The sequence below is a fragment of the Sorangium sp. So ce406 genome, assembly GCF_051474675.1.
In the GTDB taxonomy this organism is placed as follows: Bacteria; Myxococcota_A; Polyangia; order Polyangiales; family Polyangiaceae; genus Sorangium; species Sorangium cellulosum_G.
In genome coordinates, this window is record NZ_CP150340.1 from 5,570,001 (window position 1) to 5,591,670 (window position 21,670).

At 71.6% G+C, this 21,670-nt stretch carries 17 protein-coding genes and 1 rRNA gene (1 of these 18 running past the window's edge); 10 read left to right on the top strand and 8 right to left on the bottom strand.

The window, feature by feature from the left end; translation table 11 throughout:
* A 16S ribosomal RNA gene (locus tag WME96_RS20495) occupies nucleotides 1–1,098 on the bottom strand; it reaches 459 nt to the left of the window's first position.
* Between the two features lie 1,387 nt (nucleotides 1,099–2,485).
* Here WME96_RS20495 and WME96_RS20500 point away from each other — a divergent pair.
* Nucleotides 2,486–4,006: a hypothetical protein gene (locus WME96_RS20500; protein ID WP_437291776.1), complete on the top strand. Its 1,521-nt coding sequence runs from the start codon at nucleotides 2,486–2,488 to the stop codon at nucleotides 4,004–4,006.
* A gap of 61 nt (nucleotides 4,007–4,067) precedes the next feature.
* Here WME96_RS20500 and WME96_RS20505 read toward each other — a convergent pair whose 3' ends face one another.
* Nucleotides 4,068–4,511: a hypothetical protein gene (locus WME96_RS20505; protein ID WP_437291777.1), complete on the bottom strand. Its 444-nt coding sequence runs from the start codon at nucleotides 4,509–4,511 to the stop codon at nucleotides 4,068–4,070.
* Between the two features lie 74 nt (nucleotides 4,512–4,585).
* On the opposite strand from WME96_RS20505, the gene WME96_RS20510 reads away from it, so the two are divergent.
* Nucleotides 4,586–5,290: a DUF1349 domain-containing protein gene (locus WME96_RS20510; RefSeq protein ID WP_437291778.1), complete on the top strand. Its 705-nt coding sequence runs from the start codon at nucleotides 4,586–4,588 to the stop codon at nucleotides 5,288–5,290.
* Here WME96_RS20510 and WME96_RS20515 read toward each other — a convergent pair.
* The 5 genes from WME96_RS20515 to WME96_RS20535 form a co-directional block, all read right to left on the bottom strand.
* The gene (locus WME96_RS20515) at nucleotides 5,239–5,946 is read right to left on the bottom strand and encodes an SDR family NAD(P)-dependent oxidoreductase (RefSeq protein ID WP_437291779.1); all 708 of its coding nucleotides are present in this window, start codon (nucleotides 5,944–5,946) and stop codon (nucleotides 5,239–5,241) included. The two genes, WME96_RS20510 and WME96_RS20515, sit on opposite strands and share 52 nt — an antisense overlap.
* Complete coding sequence (locus WME96_RS20520; protein WP_437291780.1) at nucleotides 5,943–7,250, bottom strand: aspartate aminotransferase family protein; 1,308 nt, start codon at nucleotides 7,248–7,250, stop codon at nucleotides 5,943–5,945. Before WME96_RS20520 ends, WME96_RS20515 begins: the two co-directional genes overlap by 4 nt.
* Nucleotide 7,251: 1 nt before the next feature.
* Entirely contained in the window at nucleotides 7,252–8,004 is a 753-nt protein-coding gene (locus WME96_RS20525; protein WP_063826962.1) for an SDR family NAD(P)-dependent oxidoreductase, read from the bottom strand.
* Nucleotides 8,001–9,491 (bottom strand): radical SAM protein, encoded by a 1,491-nt coding sequence (locus WME96_RS20530; RefSeq protein WP_437291781.1) that lies wholly within the window; start codon nucleotides 9,489–9,491, stop codon nucleotides 8,001–8,003. The genes WME96_RS20525 and WME96_RS20530 overlap by 4 nt, the downstream gene beginning before the upstream one ends.
* A 126-nt stretch (nucleotides 9,492–9,617) precedes the next feature.
* Nucleotides 9,618–10,550, bottom strand: coding sequence for a LysR family transcriptional regulator (locus WME96_RS20535; protein WP_437291782.1), 933 nt, complete (start codon nucleotides 10,548–10,550; stop codon nucleotides 9,618–9,620).
* Nucleotides 10,551–10,642: 92 nt separating this feature from the next.
* On the opposite strand from WME96_RS20535, the gene WME96_RS20540 reads away from it, so the two are divergent.
* The gene (locus WME96_RS20540; protein ID WP_437291783.1) at nucleotides 10,643–12,103 is read left to right on the top strand and encodes an alpha/beta fold hydrolase; all 1,461 of its coding nucleotides are present in this window, start codon (nucleotides 10,643–10,645) and stop codon (nucleotides 12,101–12,103) included.
* Here the strand turns inward: WME96_RS20540 and WME96_RS20545 are convergent.
* Nucleotides 12,056–13,180 carry an anion permease gene (locus tag WME96_RS20545; protein WP_437291784.1) on the bottom strand — a complete coding sequence of 375 codons (1,125 nt, stop codon included), beginning with the start codon at nucleotides 13,178–13,180 and terminating at the stop codon, nucleotides 12,056–12,058. The genes WME96_RS20540 and WME96_RS20545 overlap by 48 nt on opposite strands.
* Before the next feature lie 161 nt (nucleotides 13,181–13,341).
* Here WME96_RS20545 and WME96_RS20550 point away from each other — a divergent pair, with 161 nt between their 5' ends.
* The 7 genes from WME96_RS20550 to WME96_RS20580 all read left to right on the top strand — a co-directional run bounded on the left by WME96_RS20550 (nucleotide 13,342) and on the right by WME96_RS20580 (nucleotide 21,667).
* Nucleotides 13,342–14,100, top strand: a complete 759-nt coding sequence (locus WME96_RS20550) for an ABC transporter ATP-binding protein (RefSeq protein WP_437291785.1) — start codon at nucleotides 13,342–13,344, stop codon at nucleotides 14,098–14,100.
* The gene (locus WME96_RS20555) at nucleotides 14,097–15,131 is read left to right on the top strand and encodes an ABC transporter permease (RefSeq protein WP_437291786.1); all 1,035 of its coding nucleotides are present in this window, start codon (nucleotides 14,097–14,099) and stop codon (nucleotides 15,129–15,131) included. Before WME96_RS20550 ends, WME96_RS20555 begins: the two co-directional genes overlap by 4 nt.
* Nucleotides 15,132–15,268: 137 nt before the next feature.
* Entirely contained in the window at nucleotides 15,269–17,599 is a 2,331-nt protein-coding gene (locus tag WME96_RS20560) for a hypothetical protein (protein ID WP_437291787.1), read from the top strand.
* Between the two features lie 127 nt (nucleotides 17,600–17,726).
* Nucleotides 17,727–19,052, top strand: a complete 1,326-nt coding sequence (locus WME96_RS20565) for a hypothetical protein (RefSeq protein WP_437291788.1) — start codon at nucleotides 17,727–17,729, stop codon at nucleotides 19,050–19,052.
* A 166-nt stretch (nucleotides 19,053–19,218) separates the two neighbouring features.
* On the top strand, nucleotides 19,219–20,463 hold the full coding sequence (locus WME96_RS20570; protein WP_437291789.1) for a ferritin-like domain-containing protein: 1,245 nt from the start codon (nucleotides 19,219–19,221) through the stop codon (nucleotides 20,461–20,463).
* 75 nt (nucleotides 20,464–20,538) lie between these two features.
* Complete coding sequence (locus tag WME96_RS20575; protein WP_437291790.1) at nucleotides 20,539–20,841, top strand: DUF3817 domain-containing protein; 303 nt, start codon at nucleotides 20,539–20,541, stop codon at nucleotides 20,839–20,841.
* Nucleotides 20,842–21,115: 274 nt separating this feature from the next.
* On the top strand, nucleotides 21,116–21,667 hold the full coding sequence (locus tag WME96_RS20580; protein WP_437291791.1) for a hypothetical protein: 552 nt from the start codon (nucleotides 21,116–21,118) through the stop codon (nucleotides 21,665–21,667).
* Nucleotides 21,668–21,670: the final 3 nt, after the last annotated feature.

Genomic DNA, 21,670 nt, shown 5'->3' on the forward strand with positions numbered 1-21,670 from the left:
AACATCTCACGACACGAGCTGACGACAGCCATGCAGCACCTAACTACAGGTTCTCCGAAGAGCACCCCGATCTTTCAACCAGGTCCCTGCATTTTCTAGCCCAGGTAAGGTTCTGCGCGTTGCGTCGAATTGAACCACATGCTCCACCGCTTGTGCGGGCCCCCGTCAATTCCTTTGAGTTTTAGCCTTGCGGCCGTACTCCCCAGGCGGGGTGCTTAATGCGTTAGCTACGGCACCGCAGGAGTCAAAGCCCGCGACACCTAGCACCCATCGTTTACGGCGTGGACTACCAGGGTATCTAATCCTGTTTGCTCCCCACGCTTTCGCATCTCAGCGTCAGTCACCGTCCAGAAGGCCGCCTTCGCCACCGATGTTCCTCTCGATATCTACGAATTTCACCTCTACACCGAGAATTCCGCCTTCCTCTCCGGGACTCAAGTTCGTGAGTTTCAAATGCACTTCCTGGGTTAAGCCCAGGGCTTTCACATCTGACTTTACGAACCGCCTACATGCGCTTTACGCCCAGTAATTCCGAACAACGTTTGCACCCTCTGTCTTACCGCGGCTGCTGGCACAGAGTTAGCCGGTGCTTGCTAAAGGGGTACCGTCATCGAGCTGGATGTTAGCCAACCCTTATTCGTCCCCCTCCACAGAGCTTTACAACCCGAAGGCCTTCATCACTCACGCGGCGTCGCTGCGTCAGGCTTTCGCCCATTGCGCAAGATTCCCCACTGCTGCCTCCCGTAGGAGTCTGGACCGTGTCTCAGTTCCAGTGTGGCTGATCATCCTCTCAGACCAGCTACCCGTCTTCGCCTTGGTAGGCCATTACCCTACCAACTAGCTGATGGGCCGCAGGCTCATCCCCTGGCGCCAGCTTTCATGAAGAGGCCGGCTTTGACCTCATCCCCTTTCGAGGACGTGGTCTCATGCTGTATTAGCGCTCCTTTCGGAACGTTATCCACCACCTGGGGGCAGATTACCTACGTGTTACTCACCCGTGCGCCGCTTTACCGGGGCCGAAGCCCTTTCTCGCTCGACTTGCATGTGTTAAGCGCGCCGCTAACGTTCGTTCTGAGCCAGGATCAAACTCTCCAGTTAAATCCTGTTGCGTCAGACGGTGGCTAAGACCGCCTGACTTGCTCGCCATTTCTGACGTGCGAGGTCGAGCTTGCGCTCGCCTTGGGACCCACGTCACTTCGTAGGCATACAACCCAGTTTTCAAGGACCGAGGAGGAGAGATCTACCCGCTTCCGCGGGTCAGTTCGCCTCGACAATCTGCAATCCGTACCGCTCTTCGGAGGAGCCGCCTCGCGGGCAGCACCACCCTCTCGGGTCGCGCCGTCGCGTCGTTCTCCTCGCTTGAAGACCGGCTTCGCACGGCCCAGAGAGGCACAAGCTCTCGCTTGCCGACTCTCCGGCTCCGCCGATTCGGGGCGGGCTTTCTAACGGCCCGTCTCGAATGTGTCAACCTTTTCTTTCGAGAAGGCTGACCGTTCACCAAGCGCTCCAACGTCGCCTTGATGAGCGAACCCCGTGCGGACCAGAGTTGCAGCGCCTTCGCTGTCAGCTCTCCGGCTCCGCCGATTCGGGGCGGGCTTTCTAACGGCCCGCCTCGAATGTGTCAACCTTTTCTTTCGAGAAGGCCGACCGTCCACCAGGCGCTCCAACATCGCCCTGGTGAGGGCACCCGTGCGGTCCAGAGTTGCAGCGCCTCCGCTGCAGCGCTCCGGATCCGCCGATTCGGGGGCGGGCGTTCTAACGACCCGTCCCGAGTCTGTCAACCTTTTCTTTCGAGGAGGTTGACCGTCCACCAGGCACCTCCTGGTGAGGTCGCTGGCGTGGTACCCGAGCGGCCCAGAGTCACAGCGTTTCCGCTGTAGAGCTCTCCGGTCCGCCGATTCGCGACAAGTCGTTTATCGGTTTGTCGCGGTGCTGTCAACCGCCTCCTTCGAGGACGGTCGGCCGAGCGGTCCAGAGTCACAGCTCGCGCCGCTCGCTCTCCGGTTCCGCCGATTTCGCGACAGAGGAGCGACCGACGCCCCGCGCCGGTGTCAACCCGCCGGGGGGCTCCGCCTGGGGTGGTCCCGCCCCGGGCCTTTCGCCCTGAACGGGCCGGCACCGGGCGCCCGCTCTCTTCGTCTTCGAGGCGCAGAGGCGGATCTCCCCGGCAGACGAGCTCGACGGGATGGCCGCGCTCGCCAGAGGACGTGTTCCCGAGCGAGACCTCCTCCATCGAGCTCGTCGACAGACCGCCGCCGCGCTCCGTGAGCGGACGGAAACGCGTGAGCGCACATCTGGACGTCTGGAGCGCACCCGCGCGAGCCCAAAGGAGAACGCAAAGGAGGAACGAGACCATCACCGCAGCTCGGCCCCGCGCGCGTGCATCGATTGCGCGACGCATCCACGTCTCCGCTGGCCCGACCTCTGCAGACATCGGCGACGCGGGTGACACAGGGTAGGCGTGCCGGGGGGGGGAGTAGCAGCCATGACATTGCGCATCGGAGCGGTGGCGGTCAGCTCAGCGGTTCTCGCGCTGGGCTGCATGGGTCTGGACCAGCAGGAGCACGAGCGGGAGCACGAGAGCGCGGCCGCGCTCCAGGGCGGCGCGAGGCCGGGAGAGGCGCGCTTCATCGAGGGTGGAACGATACCGTACGTGCTCGACTTCTCGCCGGAGGCAGGCCAGCGCCTCGGCGGCTCACACACGCTCCTCATCCCGCTGACCGGGACGCGCGAGCCGATGGACGCCGCGAACCTCCCCACGAGCCTGCACCCGGAGCTGCGGGGCTCCTACGCCGCGCTGAACTCGACCCTCTTGCAAGGCCAGGCCGCAGGCCCGTTCGCCTCGCAGTGGTGGCCCCACAGCAGGAACGGCATCGCGGACCGGTGGAACTCCTTCGTGAAGGACTACGGCGATCTGACCTCGGATCCGGACAACCTCTCTCCGGCGGAGAAATACGATCTCCTGTTCTACACGGGACAGGCGCGGTCGATCGAGCCGGCCGCCGGCGAGCGGAGCCGGCCGGAGGGTCCGGGCTCTCCACGGGCCACGCGGGTGGCGGGGCCGACGACGTACTGGGAGCTGCGGAACCACGGCCTGTATCAGGGCGTCACCCCCGAGTACTGGTGGGGCCATTGCAACGGGTGGGCGGCCTACGTGGTGGCCGAGGGCGGCGGCCCGCCGCGGCGCGATGTCCGGGTGCGGCGCTCCGGCGACACGCTGGTCGAGTGCGCGTCGGTCGAGACGGGGTGCGTCCTGTTCCACATGGCGGACATCGAGGCGCTCATGACCGAGCTGTACCACCACGACGCCGCCACCTTCTCGGGGCGCCGCTGCGAGGCGCGGGAGGATCGCGTGCTGCGCGACCACTACGGCAGGCCGATCGATCCGGCGTGCCGCGACCTGAACCCCGGGACGATGCACGTGGCGATGACCGGCCTCCTCGGCCTGGGCGCGAGCTCGATCAGCGCCGCGTCGAGCGGGCGCGGGCGGCGCGCGTTCGTGGTCGACTACACGTGGCACCGCGAGGTGTGGAGCTACCCGGTCACGTCGTTCACCATCGACACCATCGACGAGGTGAGCGCGCAGGAGGCAGCGCGGCTCGTCTGTAACGGCGGGTTCCAGGGGGCAGACTGCTACAATTACCGGTTCAACCCGAGCGCGCGGCGCTTCGTGCGCGTGGCGGCGCGCTACGGGATGATCTCGGACGAGGTGAGCACCGCGGCGCTGCTCCAGCCGGCCGCGCTGCGCAACGTGCCGCTCTTCTCCTCGGAGCTCCATTACGTGCTCGAGCTCGACGACCGGATGACGGTGCTCGGCGGCGAGTGGATCAAGAACCCCGCGCTCGCGAATGGCGTGAACGGAAAGCAGATGCACCCGGACTACTTCTGGATCCCCGTGAGGGCCCAGGGCGCGGGGGAGGACGGCGACGATCTGGGTGGCTCCGGGGACAACCCGTACATCGCGTACTCGCGCGTGAGGGCGCTGCTCGATCTCTCGCGGAGATAGCGATTGGGGGCGGCCGCCGCTCCGCCAGCGATCCCGGCGAGCTGCGGTGTCGCCGCCACGCTCAGTTCGCGCGCGGCCCCGGCGCCCCGACGGCCGGTCCTGCCGGCGCGGGGTCCCCTGCCCCGGGCTCCGGCTCCAGCGGCACCACGCCGCGGTCGGGCTCTCCGAGGACGCAGGCCTCCTTCCCCTCGACGATCGCGCAGCGGCGGTCCGCCGGGCACTTCCCCCCACACGGCAGCCGCACGCACAGGCCCGTTTCGGGATCACACGCCGTCCCGCTCTGACAGGACGCGTAACAGATGCCGTACGCCTCGCGCTGCGCCACGGTCGCCCCGGCCGCTGCAGCGAGGGTCGCCGCAGCGCCAGCGTAGTCGTTGCTGCCCCCCGACGACGACCGCACCTCCCCCGGCGCCAGCAGGAACTCCGGCGGCGCGCGCCTCGACGTCAAGCAGCCGGACAGGACTACAGCCAGGCAGCAGGAAATCAAAAGGACGGTAATTCGCATGTGACCGAGATCCTGCATACACATCGAAACGATTCGTTGACAAGACAGGAGCAGACTCCTGGTAGAGTCGCATCATGCAGGGGGGAGACAACGTGGGTGCACCTGTGTATCTGGCGCCGTTTCCGGCGCCGCTCCGCTGGGAGGTTCCGCCTAGGAGCTGGAGCGTGGGCAAGGCGTCGAGCCTGACCGTCACGACGGGCGGCAAGACGGACCTGTTCCTCGATCCGGAGCGCGCGCCCGGCGCCCTGAACGCGCCGCGCCTGCTCGGGACGCCGCACGGGGACTTCCTCGCCAGCGCGCGCGTGGCCGTGGGCTTCGCGTACGCGCGCGACGCCGGCGTGCTGCTGCTCTGGGCGCACGAGCGCTCGTGGGCGAAGCTCTGCTTCGAGCTCTCGCCGGAGCGCGAGCCGACGGTCGTCTCGGTGGTGACGCGCGGCCTGTCGGAGAGCCGCAGGTCGTTCGCCGTCCACAAGGACCACGTGTGGCTGCGCGTCTCGCGGCTCGGGCGCGCGTGCGCGTTCCACGCCTCCACCGACGGGTCGACGTGGCAGCTCGTCCGCAGCTTCTCGCTCGGCATCGCCACGGAGCTCTCGGTCGGCTTCTCGGCGCAGTCGCCGGCGGGCGACGGCTGCACCGCCGTCTTCGACGATCTCCGCTTCACGCCGCGCCGGCTCGGCGACCTCCGCAGCGGGCACGCCGCGGGCGACGACGCGCTGGCGCGCGTCGGTCAGATGCCGCCGTTCACGGGGATGACCTTGCCGCTCACGTACGTGTTGTGAAGGGCGAGCCAGGCGATCGCGCGCGCGGCCTCGTCCGGCGTGCCGAGGCGCCGCAGGGCCGAGAACGCGAGGAAATCGGCGCGGAGCTCCGCGTCGAGCTGCGCCGATAGGCCGGTGTCGAGCAGGCCCAGCGCCACCATGTTGACCCGGACCTGCCGCGGGCCGAGCTCCTTCGCGAGCGCCATGGCCGTGGCCGCGATCATCCCCTGGCTCGCGGCGAACGCGACAGGGATCGGCAGCGACTGCGCGCGATCGAGCCCGCCCACGAGGACGATCTCGCCGCCGCCGCCCCGCGCCATGAGCGCGCCGACGTCGCGCGCGACGAGGAAGGCGGCGCGGGCGTTCACCGCGTAGGCGCGGTCCCACGCCTCGTCCGACAGCTCGAGCCCCGGCGTGGGATCGAGGGTCCCGGCGCAGTGGATCGCCGCGCCGGGCGCGGGCTCGTCCGCGCCGAGCCGGGCGACGAAGGCGCGGAGCGCGGCGGCGTCGGTGAGGTCGAGCCGGACGGCGCGGAAGCCGAGCTCGCGCGAGAGCGCGGCCGCGCGGTCCTCGCCCCGGAAGAACGTGAACGTGGCGCTCGCCCCGCGCGAGGCGAGCGCGCGCAGCACCGCGGCGCCGACGGCGCCCGTGCCCCCGAAGACGACGGCGTGCTTCATGTCAGGCCCTCCACGTACGCGAGCGCGTCGGCCGCGGCGTCGACGAACGCGTCGAGCGTCGCGCGCGGGATGTCGAACCGGGGCTGGAGCCGGAAGATCGTCCAGTCGTGGCCGCACGTGAAGCAGAAGAAGCCGCGGCGGTAGAGGCGGTGGCACACGAGCGGCGACACGACCGACATGTGCGCGAGATCGGGGAAGCCGAAGTGCTCGAAGGAGAGCCAGGGGTGGTCCGGCGTCTCGAGCTGCACGCCGAGCATGAGGCCCGCGCCGCGCACCTCCTTGAACAGCCGGTTCGGCCGGAGGGCCGACTCGAGGCGCTCGCGGAGGTGCGCGCCCGTGTCGCGGATGGTGGCGATGAGCTCGTCCGTGACGAGGTCGAGCGTGGCGAGCCCCGCGACGGCGGAGAGCGCGTTGTAGCCCATGGTGTTGTTGTGGCTCTCGCCCGCGGCGAACTCCCTGCCGTAGGCGCGCACGAAGATCTCGCGCCGCGTGAGCATCGCCGAGAGCGGCAGGAGGCCGCCGCCGAGCTGCTTCGCGAGGAGGACCACGTCGGGGCGGCGCGGCCACCGCTCGGTCGCGAGGAAGCCGCGCCCGGTGCGGCCGAGGCCCGTCTGCACCTCGTCGGCGATGAGCAGCGCGCCGTGCTTCGCGGTGAGGTCGCAGAGCGCCTCGACGAAGGGCGGCGGCAGCTCGCGCACGCCGCCCTCGCCCTGGATGGGCTCCACGAGCACGGCGGCCACGTCGCCGCCGGCGAGCACGCGGGCGAGCGCGTCGACGTCGCCGAACGGGATCGAGGTGGCGCCTTGCAGGAGGGGCACGAACGGGTCGCGGAGGTAGCCAGAGCCCATGAACGAGACGCTCCCGTAGGAGCAGCCGTGGTAGGCGCCGGTCAGGCCGACGAGGACGGGCTTCCGGGTGAGGGCGCGGGCGAGCTTGAGCGACGCCTCGACGGCGTCGCTGCCCGTGCACCCGAAGAAGACGTTGTCGTAGTGGCCCGTGCGCTCGCAGAGGCGGCGCGCCAGGCGGCCGGCGAACGGGTTGACGCGCGACGGGTACCAGGAGGGCGCGTCCGAGTCGAGGAAGGCGCGCAGGGCGCGGGCGACCGCCGGGTTGCGGTGGCCGAACGCCTGGGTGCCGTGGAAGTCCTCGATCACGAGCCCCTCGCTGTCGACGAGGAGGCCGTCCTCGGCGCGCACGACCCGGATCGGCTCGCGGGCGAGCCTCGCCCGCTGCGCGATGAGCGGGTTCACGAAGGCGCGGTAGTCGTCGAAGCCGTCGCGCAGGATGTCCTCGTGTGAATCCATGTCAGAGCCCTCCGTCGGCGACGAGCTTGGCGGCGCTCATGAAGGCGCCCTCGTCGGAGCACAGGAACACGGCGAGCTCGGCGAGCTCATCGAGGCGGCCGAGGCGCCGGAGGCCTGTATGCGCGACGTACTCGTCCTGGCGGTGCTGCGGGAGCCCCTGCGCCATGCCCTCCTCGAGGAGGCCGGGGCCGAGGAGGTTCACGCGCACGCCGTGCCGGCCGACCTCGCGCGCGAGCGCCTCGGTGAGGCCGCGCAGGGCCGACTTCGAGGCGGCGTAGTGGACGGGCGCCTCGATCACGCGCTCCGAGGCGAAGTTGCCGATGTTCAGGATGACGCCGCGCTTCTCGCGGATCATGTGGCGCAGCGCGGCGCGGCTCATGAGGTAGGCGCCCTTGACGTTGACGTCCATCACGAGGTCCCAGTCCTCTTCCTCGAGCAGCGAGATGGGCAGGACCTGGGTGATGCCGGCGTTGTTGACCAGCACGTCGAGCCCACCCCAGGCGCGGTGCAGCGCGGCGAGGGTGTCCTTCACGTGGGCGGCGTCGGCCACCGAGCCCTTGAAGACGAGCGGCGCGGCGCCGGCGGCGGTGAGCTGCCTCGTGGCCTCCGCGGCGTCCGCGTCGTCGGTCGCGTAGGTGAAGGCGACGCGCGCGCCGTGCCTGGCGAACGCGAGTGCGATCGCGCGGCCGAGGCCGCGGGAGCCGCCCGTGACGAGGCAGCGCTTGCCGTCGAGGAGGCGCGCGGCGGCGCTCACGGGGCCTCCCGGCGGGGCGACGGCGACAGGAGCGGGAGGGCGCGCCTCCCGCCGGATCGATCCGACCACGTCCTCGGCACGCTCATGAACCTCGGCTCCTTCTCCCGGTAGAGCACGTTGTAGTTGCAGACGGGCACCGTCTTGCCGTCGGCGTAGCAGTTGCTGTCGCAGCACTGCGCGGCGCGCTCGACGTCGAACGTCTCCTCGTCCATGTGCGAGTGGACGTAGACCGCCTTCACCGCGCGCTCGCTGACGCGCAGGGCTTCTTCCCTGCGGAGCGGCTTCTTCGCCGGGAACAGCGCGCGGAGGAGGCCGTTCAGGAGGCCGAGGGCGCGGTCGTCGTCGCCGCGCGACCAGAGCGCGTCGATCGCGTCCTGCATGGCGCGCTCGAGGCGGGCGCTCGGCTCGAGGTAGAGGTGGTCGCCGAGGCAGGCGTAGAGCGCCTCGCGGCTCATGAACCGGGTGAACGGGATCGGCGGGCCGCCGGCCGGATCCAGGAGCAGGTAGGCGATCTGGTAGCAGAGCGGGTGCGCGCACGGCGACGGGACGAAGTCGCCGGGCGACAGGAGGCCGCCGGTGGTCTCGGCGATGCGCTCGAGGACCTCGAGGGTCGAGATGCGGCCGCCGCGATCGAAGGCGACGCCGCTCTGGCCGGTGAAGGTCATCGTGTGGACCTCGAGGTGGCGGACGCAGTCGAGCCGGAGGCCGAGCTCGACGATGCGGCCGATCTCGTGGTCGTTCAGGCCGCGGGTCATGACCGGGATGAGGGTCGTGTCGACGCCGGCGGCGTCGAGCCGCTCGAGGCAGGCGAGCTTCTTGTCGACGCTCCTCACGCCGTTCAGGGCCCTGTCGGTGGCGTCGTCGAACGTGTCGAACGAGAGCGCAACGCGGGCGCCGAGCTCGGCGAGGCGCCGGAGCAGCGCGTCGTTCCTGAGCAGGCCGAAGCCGTGGCTGCAGATGCTGACGCGGTGGATGCCGGCGTCCTTGCACATGGCGACGAGCTCGGGCAGCTCGGGGTGGAGCGTGGGCTCGCCGCCGGTGAGGTTGATGAGGTCGAGATCGCCGCCGGCGCCGGATACGAGGTGGCGGAGCACGTCCCCGAACTCGGCCTTGCTCATGAAGAACGCGCCGTCGTTCCTGTTGTGCACGTAGCACATGGGGCAATCGAGGTCGCAGGCGCTGGTGATCGTGACGACCGGCATGCGGATACGCTGGGTGTGGCTCTCGCACGGGCCACAATCGAAAGGGCAGCCGTGCTCGATCGGGCGCCGCGGCGCCGTGGGCGGCGCAGGGATGGGCGCGATGGCGCGCGTCGCCTCGTACCAGGCGGCGCTCGTCGAGAGGCGGACCTCGTGAGGGCCGTGGTCCGGGCACGCCTTGCGCATCCAGACCTCGCCGGAGGGCGCCGCGACGACCCGGGCGGGGACGGCGATCTTGCAGGCCGGACAGAGGCTCGTGGTCTCGTGGATCAGCCGATCGGTCGCCATCGGCGACGAGGGTATCAGGGTGGGGCGCGCTGGTGAGGATTCGCGCGCGCCGCGAACGAGCGCCGCGCGCGGGACCAGGGCACCGCGGGCCGTCAGGCATGGTTCATCCCCTCCCCTCAGGTCTTCTCAGCACGCCGCCCTCGCGACCTGGTCGCGCAGCCAGCGGTGCGCCGGATCGTGGTGCGTGCGCTCGTGCCAGATCATCGCGAACGAGAAGCTGGCCAGCTCGAGCGGCGGCGGCAGCACCGCCAGGCCGAGCGGCGCCGCGGTGGCGTCGACGATGCGGGCGCCGAGGGTGGCCATCAGGTCGGTGGCGGCGATGACGTGCGGCGCCACCAGGAAGTGCGGGACCACCGCCGCGACGCGCCGGCTGCGCCCGAGCGCCGCCAGCGCGTCGTCGACCAGGCTGCCCGGCGTGCCGCGCGGCGCCACGAGCAGGTGCGAGAGCGCGCAGTAGCGGTCGAGCGTGAGGCGCCTGCGCGCCGCCGGGTGGTCGCGCCGCACCACGCAGCGGAAGCGCTCCTCGAAGAGCGGGCGGACGTAGAGGCCGTCGGGCCAGCCGCGGCGCGGCGGGCCGATCACGACGTCGACGGCGCCCGACGCGAGCTGCGCGACCACCCCCTCCCGGGTCAGCGCCAGCGGCATCATCCAGACGTCGACGCCGGGGGCCTCGCCGGCCAGGAGCGACAGGAGCGGCGGCAGCAGCACCAGCTCCGCGTAGTCGCCGGACGCGATCCGGAAGGTGCGCCGCGCCGTCGCGGGATCGAAGCGCGCCTCGCCGCGCACCGCGCTGGCCAGGCCGCGCAGCGCGGCGCGCAGGCCGGGCGAGAGCGCCTCGGCGCGCGGCGTGGGCAGCATCGCGCCGCGCGCGCCGCGCACGAGCAGCGGATCGCCGAGCGCGCGGCGCAGCCGGCCGAGCGCGTGGCTGCACGCGGGCTGGGTCATGCCGAGGCGCGCGGCGGCGCGGGTGACGTGCCGCTCGGCGAGCAGCGCGTCGAGCACCACCAGCAGGTTGAGGTCCAGGGCCGCGAGCTCTCGGACGTCATGTCCATCGTGCATGATTCTCATGAGTACCATGTATTGGAAGCATGGTGATGCCGGTCGCAGGATGGGCTCGTCAGCGCAACGCGGCCCCACCGGAGGAACACCCCTTGATCACCGAAGCCAGAGCACCCCTGATCGACACATCGGCCACGAGACGGACCGGCGCGGGCGCGCTGCGCGTCCTCCGCGCCGGGCTCACCGCGTCCGCCGCCGTCGTCCTGCTGGCCACGATGGCCGTGCTGGCGGCGCCGCACGCGCGCGGCATCGCCTTCTTCCCCGCGCTCCGTTACGCGGTCGTCACCCCCGCGTGCGTCCTCGCCGCGGTCTCTGCGGCGTTTCTCTACGGCGCCCTCGCCGCGCGCTCCGCGCGGCCGCGCCTCTCGCTGGCGGCGGTCCTCGCCGGGCTCGCGGCGGGCGTCCTCCTGGGGATGGCCGTCGCCGGCCCCCGCGGCCTCGCCGCCGCCGCGCTCCCGGCCGTGATCGTCGTCGCCGTCGCGCTGGCGCTGCTCGTGCCTCGCCTCGTCGACCGGCCGCGCCCTTCACGCGCCGGCGCGGTCGCCCTCGCGGCGCTCGGCGCGCTCGAGCTCGTCGGCCTCGCCGGCGCGCTCTCGACCGAGCGCGGCGTGCCGCGCGGCGCCCAGGGCCTCGCCTTCGAGATCCCGCGCGCGATGTTCGACGCCGATCACAGGTTCGTCGAGCTCCCGAGCGGGGCGCGCGTCCACTACGTGGACGAAGGCCAGGGCGAGACGCTCCTCTTCCTGCACGGCAACCCGGCGTGGTCGTTCCAGTGGCGCGACCTCATCCGCGAGCTCCGGGGATCGTACCGGTGCGTCGCGCTCGATTACCCGGGCTTCGGCCTGTCCGAGGCGCCGGCCGGGTTCGGCTTCACGCCCCGCGAGGAGAGCCGCGTGGTCGAGGAGTTCGTCGATCGGCTCGGCCTGCGCGACATCACCCTGGTCATGCAGGACTGGGGCGGCCCCATCGGCCTCGGGTTCGCCGGGCGCCGGCCCGAGCTCGTGCGGCGCGTCGTGCTCGGGAGCACGTGGGCGTGGCCGACGAGCACGGACACGCCCCGCGGCAAGTTCTCGATGATCGCCGGCGGCCCCGTCGGCGAGTTCGCGCAGGTGAACTTCAACGCGTTCGCCGCGCTCGGGATCGACAACGGCATCGTCCGGGAGCTCCCCGCCGACATCGCCGACGTCTACGTCCGGCCGTTTCGCCCGCTCGAACGCCGCGGCATTGCGGCCTTCTATCCCGGGCAAATCACCGCCGCGACCGACTACTTCGAGGAGGTCGAGGCGGGCCTTCCCCGGCTCGCGGACAGGAAGGCGCTCATCTTCTGGGCGCTCAAGGACGTGGGGTTCCCCGGCAGCGACACCGCCCGCTTCGAGGCGGCTTTCCCGGACCACAGGACGATCGAGCTCCCCGACGCGGACCACTTCTTCTTCGAGGACGCCGCGGAGGTCATGATCCCGGCGATCCGCGCGTTCATCGACTCGGACCGCCGCAGCGCGCGGCGCTCAGAGAAGGCCCAGGAGGAGCTTGGCGCCGCTGGCCAGGAGCGCTGAGACGGGCAGCGTGATGATCCACGACAGCACGATCTCACCGACCTTGCCCCACCGCACCGCGCGCGCGTCGTTCTTCAGGCCCGCGCCGATGATGGCGCCCGTCGAGACGTGGGTCGTCGACACCGGGAGCCCGTTCCACGACGCGAGGCTGACGAGCGTGGAGGTGACCGCGCTGGCGGTCATGGACTCGACGAGCGGCAGCGGGGTGAGCTTCCTGGCAAGGGTCTCCAGGACCGACGCGCCCGCCACGAGCCCGCCCACCGCCATCGCGACGGTGACGAGCGAGAACGCCAGCGGGCGGCCGTGCTCGCTGGCGACGGCCGTCGCCGCGACCGTGCCGAGCGCGGCGATCTTGGGCGCGTCGTTCCAGCCGCGGGCGAAGCCGACCATCCCGCTGCTGAGCCAGTGGACGGCATTGACCGCCGAGGAGGCGGTCACCACCGGCGTGGCGAGCTGCGCCGCGCAGGCGCTGTCGGTCCCGGCGACGAGCGTCGGCGCGGCGGGCTGGATCACGCTCAGGCGCGGGGCGCCAGGCGCGGCCGCGAGCGGCGCGGGCTGCGGCGGGACCACGCAGACGCAGCGCCCTGACGTACGCCGGACCAGGCCCGCGATCGGCCAGGCGAGGAGGAAGACGATCCCGAGCGAGACGACGGGGCTGAGCGCCAGCGGTTTGGCGAACTTCTCGACCAGAAGGGACCAGCGGATGCCCTGGCTCGAGAAGGCGACGAGCCCGGCCCCGAGGAGCGCGCCCGTGATGGAGTGCGTGGTCGAGACAGGGAAACCGAACCTCGTGGCGAGCAGGACCCAGCCGAGCGCCCCGAAGAGGACCGCGACGAAGAACGCGTTGTCCAGCACGAGCCCCGCGTCGAACAGGGCGCGGCTGAACTTGTCCACCAGGGCGCCGGAGATCCAGTAGGAGATCACCGCGCCGCACGCGGTGGTGACAGCGGCCCAGATCAGCGCCTGTCGCGGCCTGGCCGCGCCGAAGCCGACCAGCGTCGCGACCCCCTTGCAGTTGTCGTTGGCCCCGTTCGCGAACGCGAGCAGACACACGAGCAGCAGCAAGACGAATGTCATCAATGTCCTCCGACCGCGACGGGCCGTGGTGCAAGAATCACGCGATCCGCCGCCGCCGTGGTGTGTAAGCCGCGGGATGGTATCCGGACGCGCGCGTCGAGACCAGACGCCGAGTCCGCGCGCCGACATCCTGGGCCGTCCGACCTGATAAGCTCTCCCGTATGCCCCGCGCGCCGGACGAGGTCGTCGCCGTCGAGTCGCTCACCAAGACCTTCGGCGACGTCGCGGCGCTCTCGGACGTGAGCTTCAGCGTCGAGGGACCCGGCCTCGTCGGCATCCTCGGCCCGAACGGCGCCGGCAAGACGACGCTGCTCGACATCCTGGAGGGCCTCAGCGAGCCGACGCGCGGCGCGGTCCGCCTCTTCGGCGCGCCCATCCCGCCCTACCCGCGGCGGCGGGTCGGCGTCGTCATGCAGAAGGAGGTCCAGCTCGATCGCTGCACGACGCGGGAGTACGCCGGGCTCTTCGCCGCGATCTACGGCATCCGCGACGGCGCGGCGCGCATCCTCGAGCGGGCGCGCCTCGCCGCGCGCGCGGCCGTGCCGATGGCGCGCCTGTCGGGCGGCGAGGCGGCGCGCCTCTTCATCGCCGCCGCGCTGGTGCACGAGCCCGACCTGCTCTTCCTCGACGAGCCGACCGCGCCGCTCGATCCAGCGAGCAAGCAGGAGGTCGGCGAGCTGCTGCGCGGCGTGGCCCGCGAGCGGACGGTCCTCATGACGACGCACGACCTGCGCGAGGCGGACGCCCTCTGCGACCACCTCCTCTTCCTGGTCGGCGGCAAGCTCCGGGCGAGCGGCGCCCGGGACGAGCTCGTGGCCGCGGTGCCCGAGGGGCGCCGGACCGGGCTCGGGGTCGAGGACGCGTTCTTCCACTTCTGCGCCGTCCGGATGCGCGACGGCGAGGCACAGGAGGCGTCGTGAGCGCGTTCTGGGCCTTCGCGCGCCTCCGGCTGCTCGACGTGCTGCGGAGCGCGAGCTCGGCCAGCTTCGTGCTGCTGTTCCCGGTCGCGCTCCTCGTGGTCGTGGGCCTCGTGTTCATGAACGGCCACCCGTTCGAGGAGCGGACGATCGCGGTCGTCCCCGCGCCCGGCGCACACGACGACGCCGCGCGTCCCGCCGCGGCCCTCGACGCCGAGCTCGCCCGCGACGTGCGGCTCCTCCGCGTGCGCAGCGAGGCCGAGGGGCTGGCGCATCTCCACGCGCGCACCGCGAGCGCCGTCCTCGTGGTCCCCGGCGGCGGCGCGCCCGGCCGCGTGCTCGTCGGCCCCCGCGACCGGATCTTCGGGCGGGGCATCGCCGCGTCGCCCGGCGTGAAGGCCGAGCTCTCCGTGGTGGAGGTCCCGCGCTGGGGGTACGTCCACTATCTCTTCCCGGGGATCCTCACGTTCAGCGTCATGCTCGCCGGGCTGTTCGCGACCGGCTACACGATGGTGCTCTACCGGCAGAACCGCTTCCTGAAGAAGCTCGCGACGACGCCGATGCCGAAGGCGGTGTTCGTCGGTGCGCAGATCGCGGCGCGCTCCGTCCTCGTCCTCGGGCAGATCGCCCTCGTCGCCGCGGCCGGCGCGCTGCTCTTCGGCGTGCCGTTCACCGCGGCCTCGGCGTCCTGGGTGGCGCTGGTCTCGCTGCTCGGCCTGCTCGCGTTCATGGGCGCTGGCTTCGTGCTCGCCTGCGTCATCACGACCGAGGATCTGGTGGTGGACATCATCAGCGCGGTGAACCTGCCGGTCGTCTTCCTGTCGGAGATCTTCTTCCCGCTCTCGTCGCTCCCCCGCCCGCTCGCCGCCCTCGGCGCCCTGCTCCCGAGCACGCAGATGGTGCGGCTCATCCGCGAGACCTTGCTCTTCGGCGTCACCGATCCCGGCCAGCTCGCCGGCGGCCTCGCCGTCCTCGCCGGCTGGACGGTCGCGACGTTCGCGCTGAGCCTCCGGCTCTTCCGGTGGCACCGCTGAAAGCGCCCTTCACCCCTCACGAACGCCGCTGTCGCGGTCTGCTGCGCGGACGACGCCGGCCGGTGAACGACGCCGCGGACGCGCGCATCACAGGACCCATGCGGAAAGAACCAGCTCTATTGGCTCCCTTCGACACGGTGGTCGCATCGCATGGACGGCGGCGGTGGGCGGCGCTCCTGCTCGGCGTGGTGGCCGGGTGTACACCCATTAATGACGGCGACGGGGGCGTCGGCGGCTCCGGCGGCTCGGGCGGCGACACCAGCGTCAGCGGCTCAGGTGACGGCGGGTCAGGCGGCGACACCAGCGTCAGCAGCTCAGGTGACGGCGGCTCGGGCGGCGACGGCGGCTCGGGCGGCGACGGCGGCTCGGGCGGCGACGGCGGCTCGGGCGGCGACGGCGGATCAGGCGGCTGCGATGGAGTGGCGGACGGAGATGACGCCGATTGCGTCTGCGTCCCGGGAACCGAGGTGATCTGCTACTCCGGCGCCCTCGATACCCTCGGCGTCGGCGCGTGCGCGGCCGGCAAGGCGCAGTGCAGGGAGGACGGCAGCGGCTTTGGCCCCTGCGTCGGCGAGGTGCTGCCAGTCCCGGAGACGTGCGCCACGCCGGTCGACGACGACTGCGACGGCCAGACCAACGAGGACGGCGACGGCTGCGCCTGCCTCCCCGGCGAGGTCATCCCTTGCTACTCCGGCCCTGCCGGCACCGAGGGCGTCGGCCGTTGCGCCGGCGGCGCCGCGCGCTGCGACGCGCAGGGCACGGGATTCGGGCCGTGCGAGGGCGAGGTGCTGCCAGGCCTGGAGACGTGCGCCACGTCGGTCGACGACGACTGCGACGGCCAGACCAACGAGGAGGGCGCCGGCTGCGCCTGCCTCCCCGACGCGGTCGTCCCCTGCTACTCCGGCCCTGCCGGCACCGAGGGCGTCGGCCGCTGCGCCGGCGGCACCGCGCGCTGCCAGCCGGACGGCACGCAGCTCGGCCCCTGCGAGGGCGAGGTGCTGCCCGCGCCGGAGACGTGCCTCACCCCGATCGACGACGACTGCGACGGTGAGGTGAACGAGGAAGGCGAGAGCTGCGTCTGCCCGCCAAACCAGCGCGTCTCGTGTTACTCCGGCCCGCCGAGCGCCGCGAACGTCGGGGCGTGCACACCTGGCACGGCGCTCTGCGACGCGCAGGGCACGAGCCTCGGGCCGTGCGAGGGCGATGTGCTCCCGCAGCCGGAGTCGTGCGCGACCCCGGTCGACGACGACTGCGACGGTGAGGTGAACGAGAACGGCAGCGACTGCGCTCCCAGGATCATCGCGCACTGGGTCAAGCAGCTCTCCGGCGTCTCGATCACCGCTGTCGCCGTGGACGGCTTCGAGAACACCATCGTCGCAGGCTCGTTCACGAGCCCCGTGGACCTCGGGGCCGGCCCCCTCCTGCCCCGGACCGCCGGCACCGAGGCGTTCGTCGCGAAGTTCGATCCGAGCGGGCATGTCCTCTTCGCGAACACGTTCGAGGGCCAAGACCACGCGGCCATCGATATCGCCACGGACGCGTCGGGGAACATCGCGCTGCTCGGGACCGTCCTCAATCTCGATCATCTCGACGACATCTCGTACTACGAGCTCTATCACCGCGTCGCGAAGCTCGATCCGTCAGGCGGGCTCCTCTGGAACCGCGACTTCGTCGCGCTCCTCGAGACCGGGAGGGCGGTGGCGATGAACGCCGCAGGGGACGTATTCTTGGCGGGCGCGACCGAGTCGTTCAACTTGACCCATGGCTTCATCCGCAAGTTCGACGGCGCGACAGGAGCCACCACGTGGCAGAGGAGGCTCGGCGACGACGACGACAGCGAGCGCCTGAACGACGTGGCCACGCGTGAAAACGGCGATATCGTGGCCGTCGGGAGCGTGAACGTCATTGAGTTCCTGGCCGGGGATCTGGTCCACAGGGCCTGCGGGGAGCTGATCACGCTGAGCCCCTCCGGCGAGGTGCTCGACCGGACCTGCGTTGACGGCCCAGCGGACACCTGGCAGCTCGCAATCGACGCGTCGGGGAACACCGTGCTCCACAGCGCCGACTCTCGCGGCGCGCGCCGCGTGAACAAGGTCGACGGCGCAGCGACCTCCCTCTGGAGCCTGTGGTTCTCGTCGGAGCAGGAGATGCGGCTGGGCGCCGATGCGCTCGGGAACGTCGTCCTCGCGGGCTCGTTCACCGGCACCGGCACGCTCGGCCTCGGCACCGACACGCACACGAGCGCCGGCGGCGAGGACATGTACCTGGCCAGGCTGGACCCCGACGGCAACGTCACCTTCGTCGAGACCTACGGCGACGCGGGCGACCAGCGCGTGAGTCACCTCGCCGTGTCCGCGGAAGGCAGCGCGGTGATCGCCGGCACCTTCGCAGGCACGATCACCCTCGGCGAGAGCCCGCTCGTCGCCGCGACGGCGCAGGACACCTTCCTCGCCAAGGTGGGTTTCTGATCCACACAGTTTACACATTTGCAGCATCAACGGACAATGGCCATGCGCCGCCCGACGATGGCGGATCGCGGGCCCGCCACATTCGCCGAGCCTTCAACAACAAGGAGCGTTGAACGAGATGAGATCCATGAGACAGCCCTGCTTGCTGGCAGGACTCGTGTTCGGTCTGGGGTGCGGCTCGTCGTCGGTCATCGATGACGGACCCCGTCCGCCGCGGTGCGTCCCCGGTCACACGGTGAGCTGTGGTTGCGCGGACGGGCGCACCGGCGCGCAGGTCTGCGGGGACGACGGGACGTTCGAGGCATGCCAGTGCCGGCAGGGAACGTCCGGGAGCAGCGGCGCAGGCAGCGGCGCAGGCGCAGGCAGCGGCGCAGGCGCAGGCAGCGGCGCAGGCACCGGCGGCGGCGCGACCACCGGCAGCGGCGCAGGGACCGGCGGCGGCGGGGTCGTCGGCGGCGATGAGACGCGGCTCAGCACCGGGACCTCGGTGCTCATCGACGCGTTCGTGGCCGAGGCGGGCATCATCATCGTGCTGGCCGACGCCGTCCTTCTGGTCGACCGCGCGGGCGAGGAGCTCGCGCGCGTCGACTCGGCCCGCGAGATCACCGCGGCGGCCTTCGACGGCGAGATCCTCGTCGTCGCGGACAGGGCCCGATTCGCGAGCTACGATCTCGCGCTGTCGAAGATCACCGAGGGCGACCTCGCCGAGGAGTGCGCGTCAGCCGTGCTCGTCAGCGATCACCGCTTCATCTGCGGCCCGACCAACGACTGGGATCGCATCTTCACCGCGTACGACGCGCGGACCGGGGCGTTCGTGGCCTCCTCCGACAAGTACACGTACAACGGCATCCCCATGCGCCGCATCCCGGGGACCGACGACTTCGTGACGGTCACTGTCGACTCCTCCCCTTCGGATTTCCACCTGTACTCCGTGCTCGACACGGGCGAGGCCCAGTACGTGAACGAGTCGCCCTATCACGGAGACTTCGCCGTCACGGACGTCTATGCCTTCAACGGCAGCCCGCCCACCCACCTCGTGACGCACGAGGGCCTCATGCTCCGCATCTACGGCCCTCGGTGCAGCGCCGCAGCGAGCAGCTTCGACGCCGAGTGCTTCCTCCGCGACGGCGCCCTGGGGACGCTCCTCGGCGCCCAGCGCTTCGTCGGCATGGACAACGACGCCGAGGGCAAGCTGTACGGGCTGGTGAGCGTGTCCGGGAATTTCTACCTCGATCCTCCGTGCGAGGCCGGCTGCCTCGTCCAGCGGGTCGATATCGCCTCTCGGACGGTCGAGTCCCAGCGGATGCACTCCCTCGACCTGGGGGCCGCCGTCGTGGTCCGCCACGATCCTGTCTCGAGCGCTCTCCTCGTCGGTTATCGCCTCCCGGGCGACTACTACTTCCCGGACGATCCCTACCCGGGCTTCGCCGTCTCGCTGCTCGACTACGAGTGAGCCCGGCGCCGCCGGCGCGAGGCCGCCGCCTCGCCCGGCGCGGGCCGCGGAGCGCCGCGCGCCGTGGGGGCGGGGCGCCAGGAATCTTGCGTCGCGGACCGGAGGTCCCGATCCTTGTCAGGACGCCGAGGGGCCGCAGGCGGCACATCGAGAGAGGCACATCACCATGAGCAGAGAGCTGCGCGCGCGCATCATGCAGATCGTGGGAACCGGCATGTTCACGGGCCTGTCGCTGGCGTTCGGCTGCCACGACGGCGCCGGCGGCGCGGGGGGGACCGGCGGCGCCGGTGGCGCGACGGGCACCGGCGATGCGGCAGGCACCGGCGGCACGGCAGGCAGCGGCGGCGCGGCAGGCGTCGGCGGGGCCGGCGGTCAGGGCACCACCGGGGAGACGAGGTGTTTCTCGCTGGAAGAGGTCCGGGCCAGCGCCGGCACTGCCGCCGGCGCCGGCGGCGCAGGGGGAGGCGCCGAGGCCTGCCCGAGCGAGTACCACCCCAACCCCGTGTCCTGCGTCGGCTACGAGAACGGCCGGCTCGAAGACGGGCAGTGCTGCTACGACGTCAACGACCCGGGCATCGGCGCCTGCGGCCGCCCGTTCCTCGTGGACGGCGCGCCGCGCCTGGCCGGGGTCGAGGTGCGGCGCGACTGGGCGCTCGACGCCGCGGCGGACGAGCCGCTCGCGCTCGATCCCGCGACGCGCGCCGCCCTCGCCGAGGCGTGGCTCGCCGACGCTCGCCTGGAGCACGCGTCGATCGCGTCGTTCGCGCGCTTCACCCTCGATCTGCTCGCCCTCGGCGCGCCGCCCGCCCTGATCGACGCCGCGCAGCGCGCCCTCGCCGACGAGCTCCAGCACGCCCGCGCCTGCTTCACGCTCGCGAGCCGCTACGCCGGCCGGCCGCTCGGCCCGGGGGCGCTCGCCATGGACGGCGCGCTCGACGCGCCCACGCTCGCCGGCGCCGCGGCCAGCGCGGTGCGCGAGGGCTGCGTCGGTGAGACGCTCGCCGCGGTGCAGGCGGACGCGATGTGGGGCCGCGCGCGCGACAGCGAGGCGCGCCGCGCCCTGAGCAGGATCGCCGCCGACGAGTCCACCCACGCCGAGCTCGCCTGGGCGTTCGTGCGCTGGGCGGTCGCGCGCGGCGGCGCGCCGGTGCGCGCGGCCGTCGCGCGCGCGTTCGACGAGGCGCTCGCCGACGCGCTGGCCGCGCGCGGTCCGGAGCGCGCCGGGGTCGACGCCGCCGCGTGGGGCGACCACGGGCGGCTCACCGAGGCGGAGCGGGCGCGCTGCCATGTCACCGCCGTGCGCGAGGTCATCGCGCCGTGCGCCGAGGCGCTGCTGTCCGCGCCGCTCACCGCCTTCCAGCCCGTCGCCGGCCTCGACACGCCTCGTGAGCCCCTGGCGCCGCCTTCGTGAGGCCTGGCGCCGCCTTCGTGAGAAGGATGAGACGACCCCGATGAGTTTCCCTGCCGCCTGCCCTACCGTCCCGTCATGACCGCGCTCCGCCAGCTCCGCCTCATCGCGATCCTCGAAGGGGTGTCGTACCTCCTCCTCCTCTTCATCGCGATGCCGCTCAAGTACCTCGCCGACCTCCCGCTCGCCGTGCGCGTCGTCGGCAGCGCCCACGGCCTGCTCTTCGTGCTGTTCCTCGCCGCGCTCCTCCGCGCCGCCGTCGCGCGCCGGTGGTCGCTCGGCCGCTCGTCGCTCGCCTTCGCGTCGTCGATCGTCCCCTTCGGGACGTTCGTCTTCGACCGCTCGCTGCAGCGCGAGATCGCGGCGACCCCGCCGACCTAGGCCCCTCGGGCGGGGCGGCGCGGCGCGCGGCGATGGGGTGGTGGAACGCCTGGCCCGCCCCGCGCCCGCCGGGCCCACGCGCGCCGGCTCCGCGCCCGCGCGCGATCATAAACCATGTGATTTCATACACTTACAGAACATTGCAAAAAAGATCGCCCGCGTGTCGATCCCGCGATCGCCCGTTCGTCGTTCCGGTAGACCCACGGCGCATCCGGCCGGGACCGTCCGGATGCCCCGCTTCGACCAGACCCGAGGAGACACGACGATGCGACCCATGAACACCGCGGCACCGACGACCCACGACGCGAACACCGATGCGGCTCCGCTGGCCCGCCCGGCGCCCTCCGCTCGCCAGGCGAGGAGCGGCGACACGGCCCTGAGGCGCATCTCGATGGCGGCGTGCCTGGCCCTCGTCGCCGCGTGCGGGGGAGAGGACGAGCCCGTCGCGTGGAAGGACATGAGCTTCGAGGAGCGCAGCGAGTTCATGACCGACATCGTCCTGCCGCGGATGACGGAGGTCTTCGTCGAGTACGACGCAAAGTACGAGAACATGACCTGCGAGACGTGCCACGGCAGCGACGCTGTCGCGCGCGGCTACGCGATGCCGACCCCGCAGATCGCCCCGCTCCCCGCCACCCCGGAGGGCTTCCTCGAGTGGGTGGCCGACCCGGCGCACCCGGAGCGCGAGGCGTTCGGCACCTTCATGTACGAGAGGGTCGTGCCCGAGATGGCCGCGCTGCTCGAGATCCCGAGGTTCGACCCGATGACGGAGACAGGCGACTTCTCGTGCCACTACTGCCACACATTGGAAGAGGTCAAGCCGTGAGAA

What these genes read in the sequence shown, in the direction of transcription:
- WME96_RS20500 (WP_437291776.1), top strand. Translation starts at nt 2,486, where the DNA reads ATGACATTGCGCATCGGAGCGGTGGCGGTCAGCTCAGCGGTTCTCGCG.
- WME96_RS20505 (WP_437291777.1), bottom strand. Translation starts at nt 4,511, where the DNA reads ATGCGAATTACCGTCCTTTTGATTTCCTGCTGCCTGGCTGTAGTCCTG.
- WME96_RS20510 (WP_437291778.1), top strand. Translation starts at nt 4,586, where the DNA reads ATGCAGGGGGGAGACAACGTGGGTGCACCTGTGTATCTGGCGCCGTTT.
- WME96_RS20515 (WP_437291779.1), bottom strand. Translation starts at nt 5,946, where the DNA reads ATGAAGCACGCCGTCGTCTTCGGGGGCACGGGCGCCGTCGGCGCCGCG.
- WME96_RS20520 (WP_437291780.1), bottom strand. Translation starts at nt 7,250, where the DNA reads ATGGATTCACACGAGGACATCCTGCGCGACGGCTTCGACGACTACCGC.
- WME96_RS20530 (WP_437291781.1), bottom strand. Translation starts at nt 9,491, where the DNA reads ATGGCGACCGATCGGCTGATCCACGAGACCACGAGCCTCTGTCCGGCC.
- WME96_RS20535 (WP_437291782.1), bottom strand. Translation starts at nt 10,550, where the DNA reads ATGCACGATGGACATGACGTCCGAGAGCTCGCGGCCCTGGACCTCAAC.
- WME96_RS20545 (WP_437291784.1), bottom strand. Translation starts at nt 13,180, where the DNA reads ATGACATTCGTCTTGCTGCTGCTCGTGTGTCTGCTCGCGTTCGCGAAC.
- WME96_RS20550 (WP_437291785.1), top strand. Translation starts at nt 13,342, where the DNA reads ATGCCCCGCGCGCCGGACGAGGTCGTCGCCGTCGAGTCGCTCACCAAG.
- WME96_RS20565 (WP_437291788.1), top strand. Translation starts at nt 17,727, where the DNA reads ATGAGACAGCCCTGCTTGCTGGCAGGACTCGTGTTCGGTCTGGGGTGC.
- WME96_RS20570 (WP_437291789.1), top strand. Translation starts at nt 19,219, where the DNA reads ATGAGCAGAGAGCTGCGCGCGCGCATCATGCAGATCGTGGGAACCGGC.
- WME96_RS20575 (WP_437291790.1), top strand. Translation starts at nt 20,539, where the DNA reads ATGACCGCGCTCCGCCAGCTCCGCCTCATCGCGATCCTCGAAGGGGTG.
- WME96_RS20580 (WP_437291791.1), top strand. Translation starts at nt 21,116, where the DNA reads ATGAACACCGCGGCACCGACGACCCACGACGCGAACACCGATGCGGCT.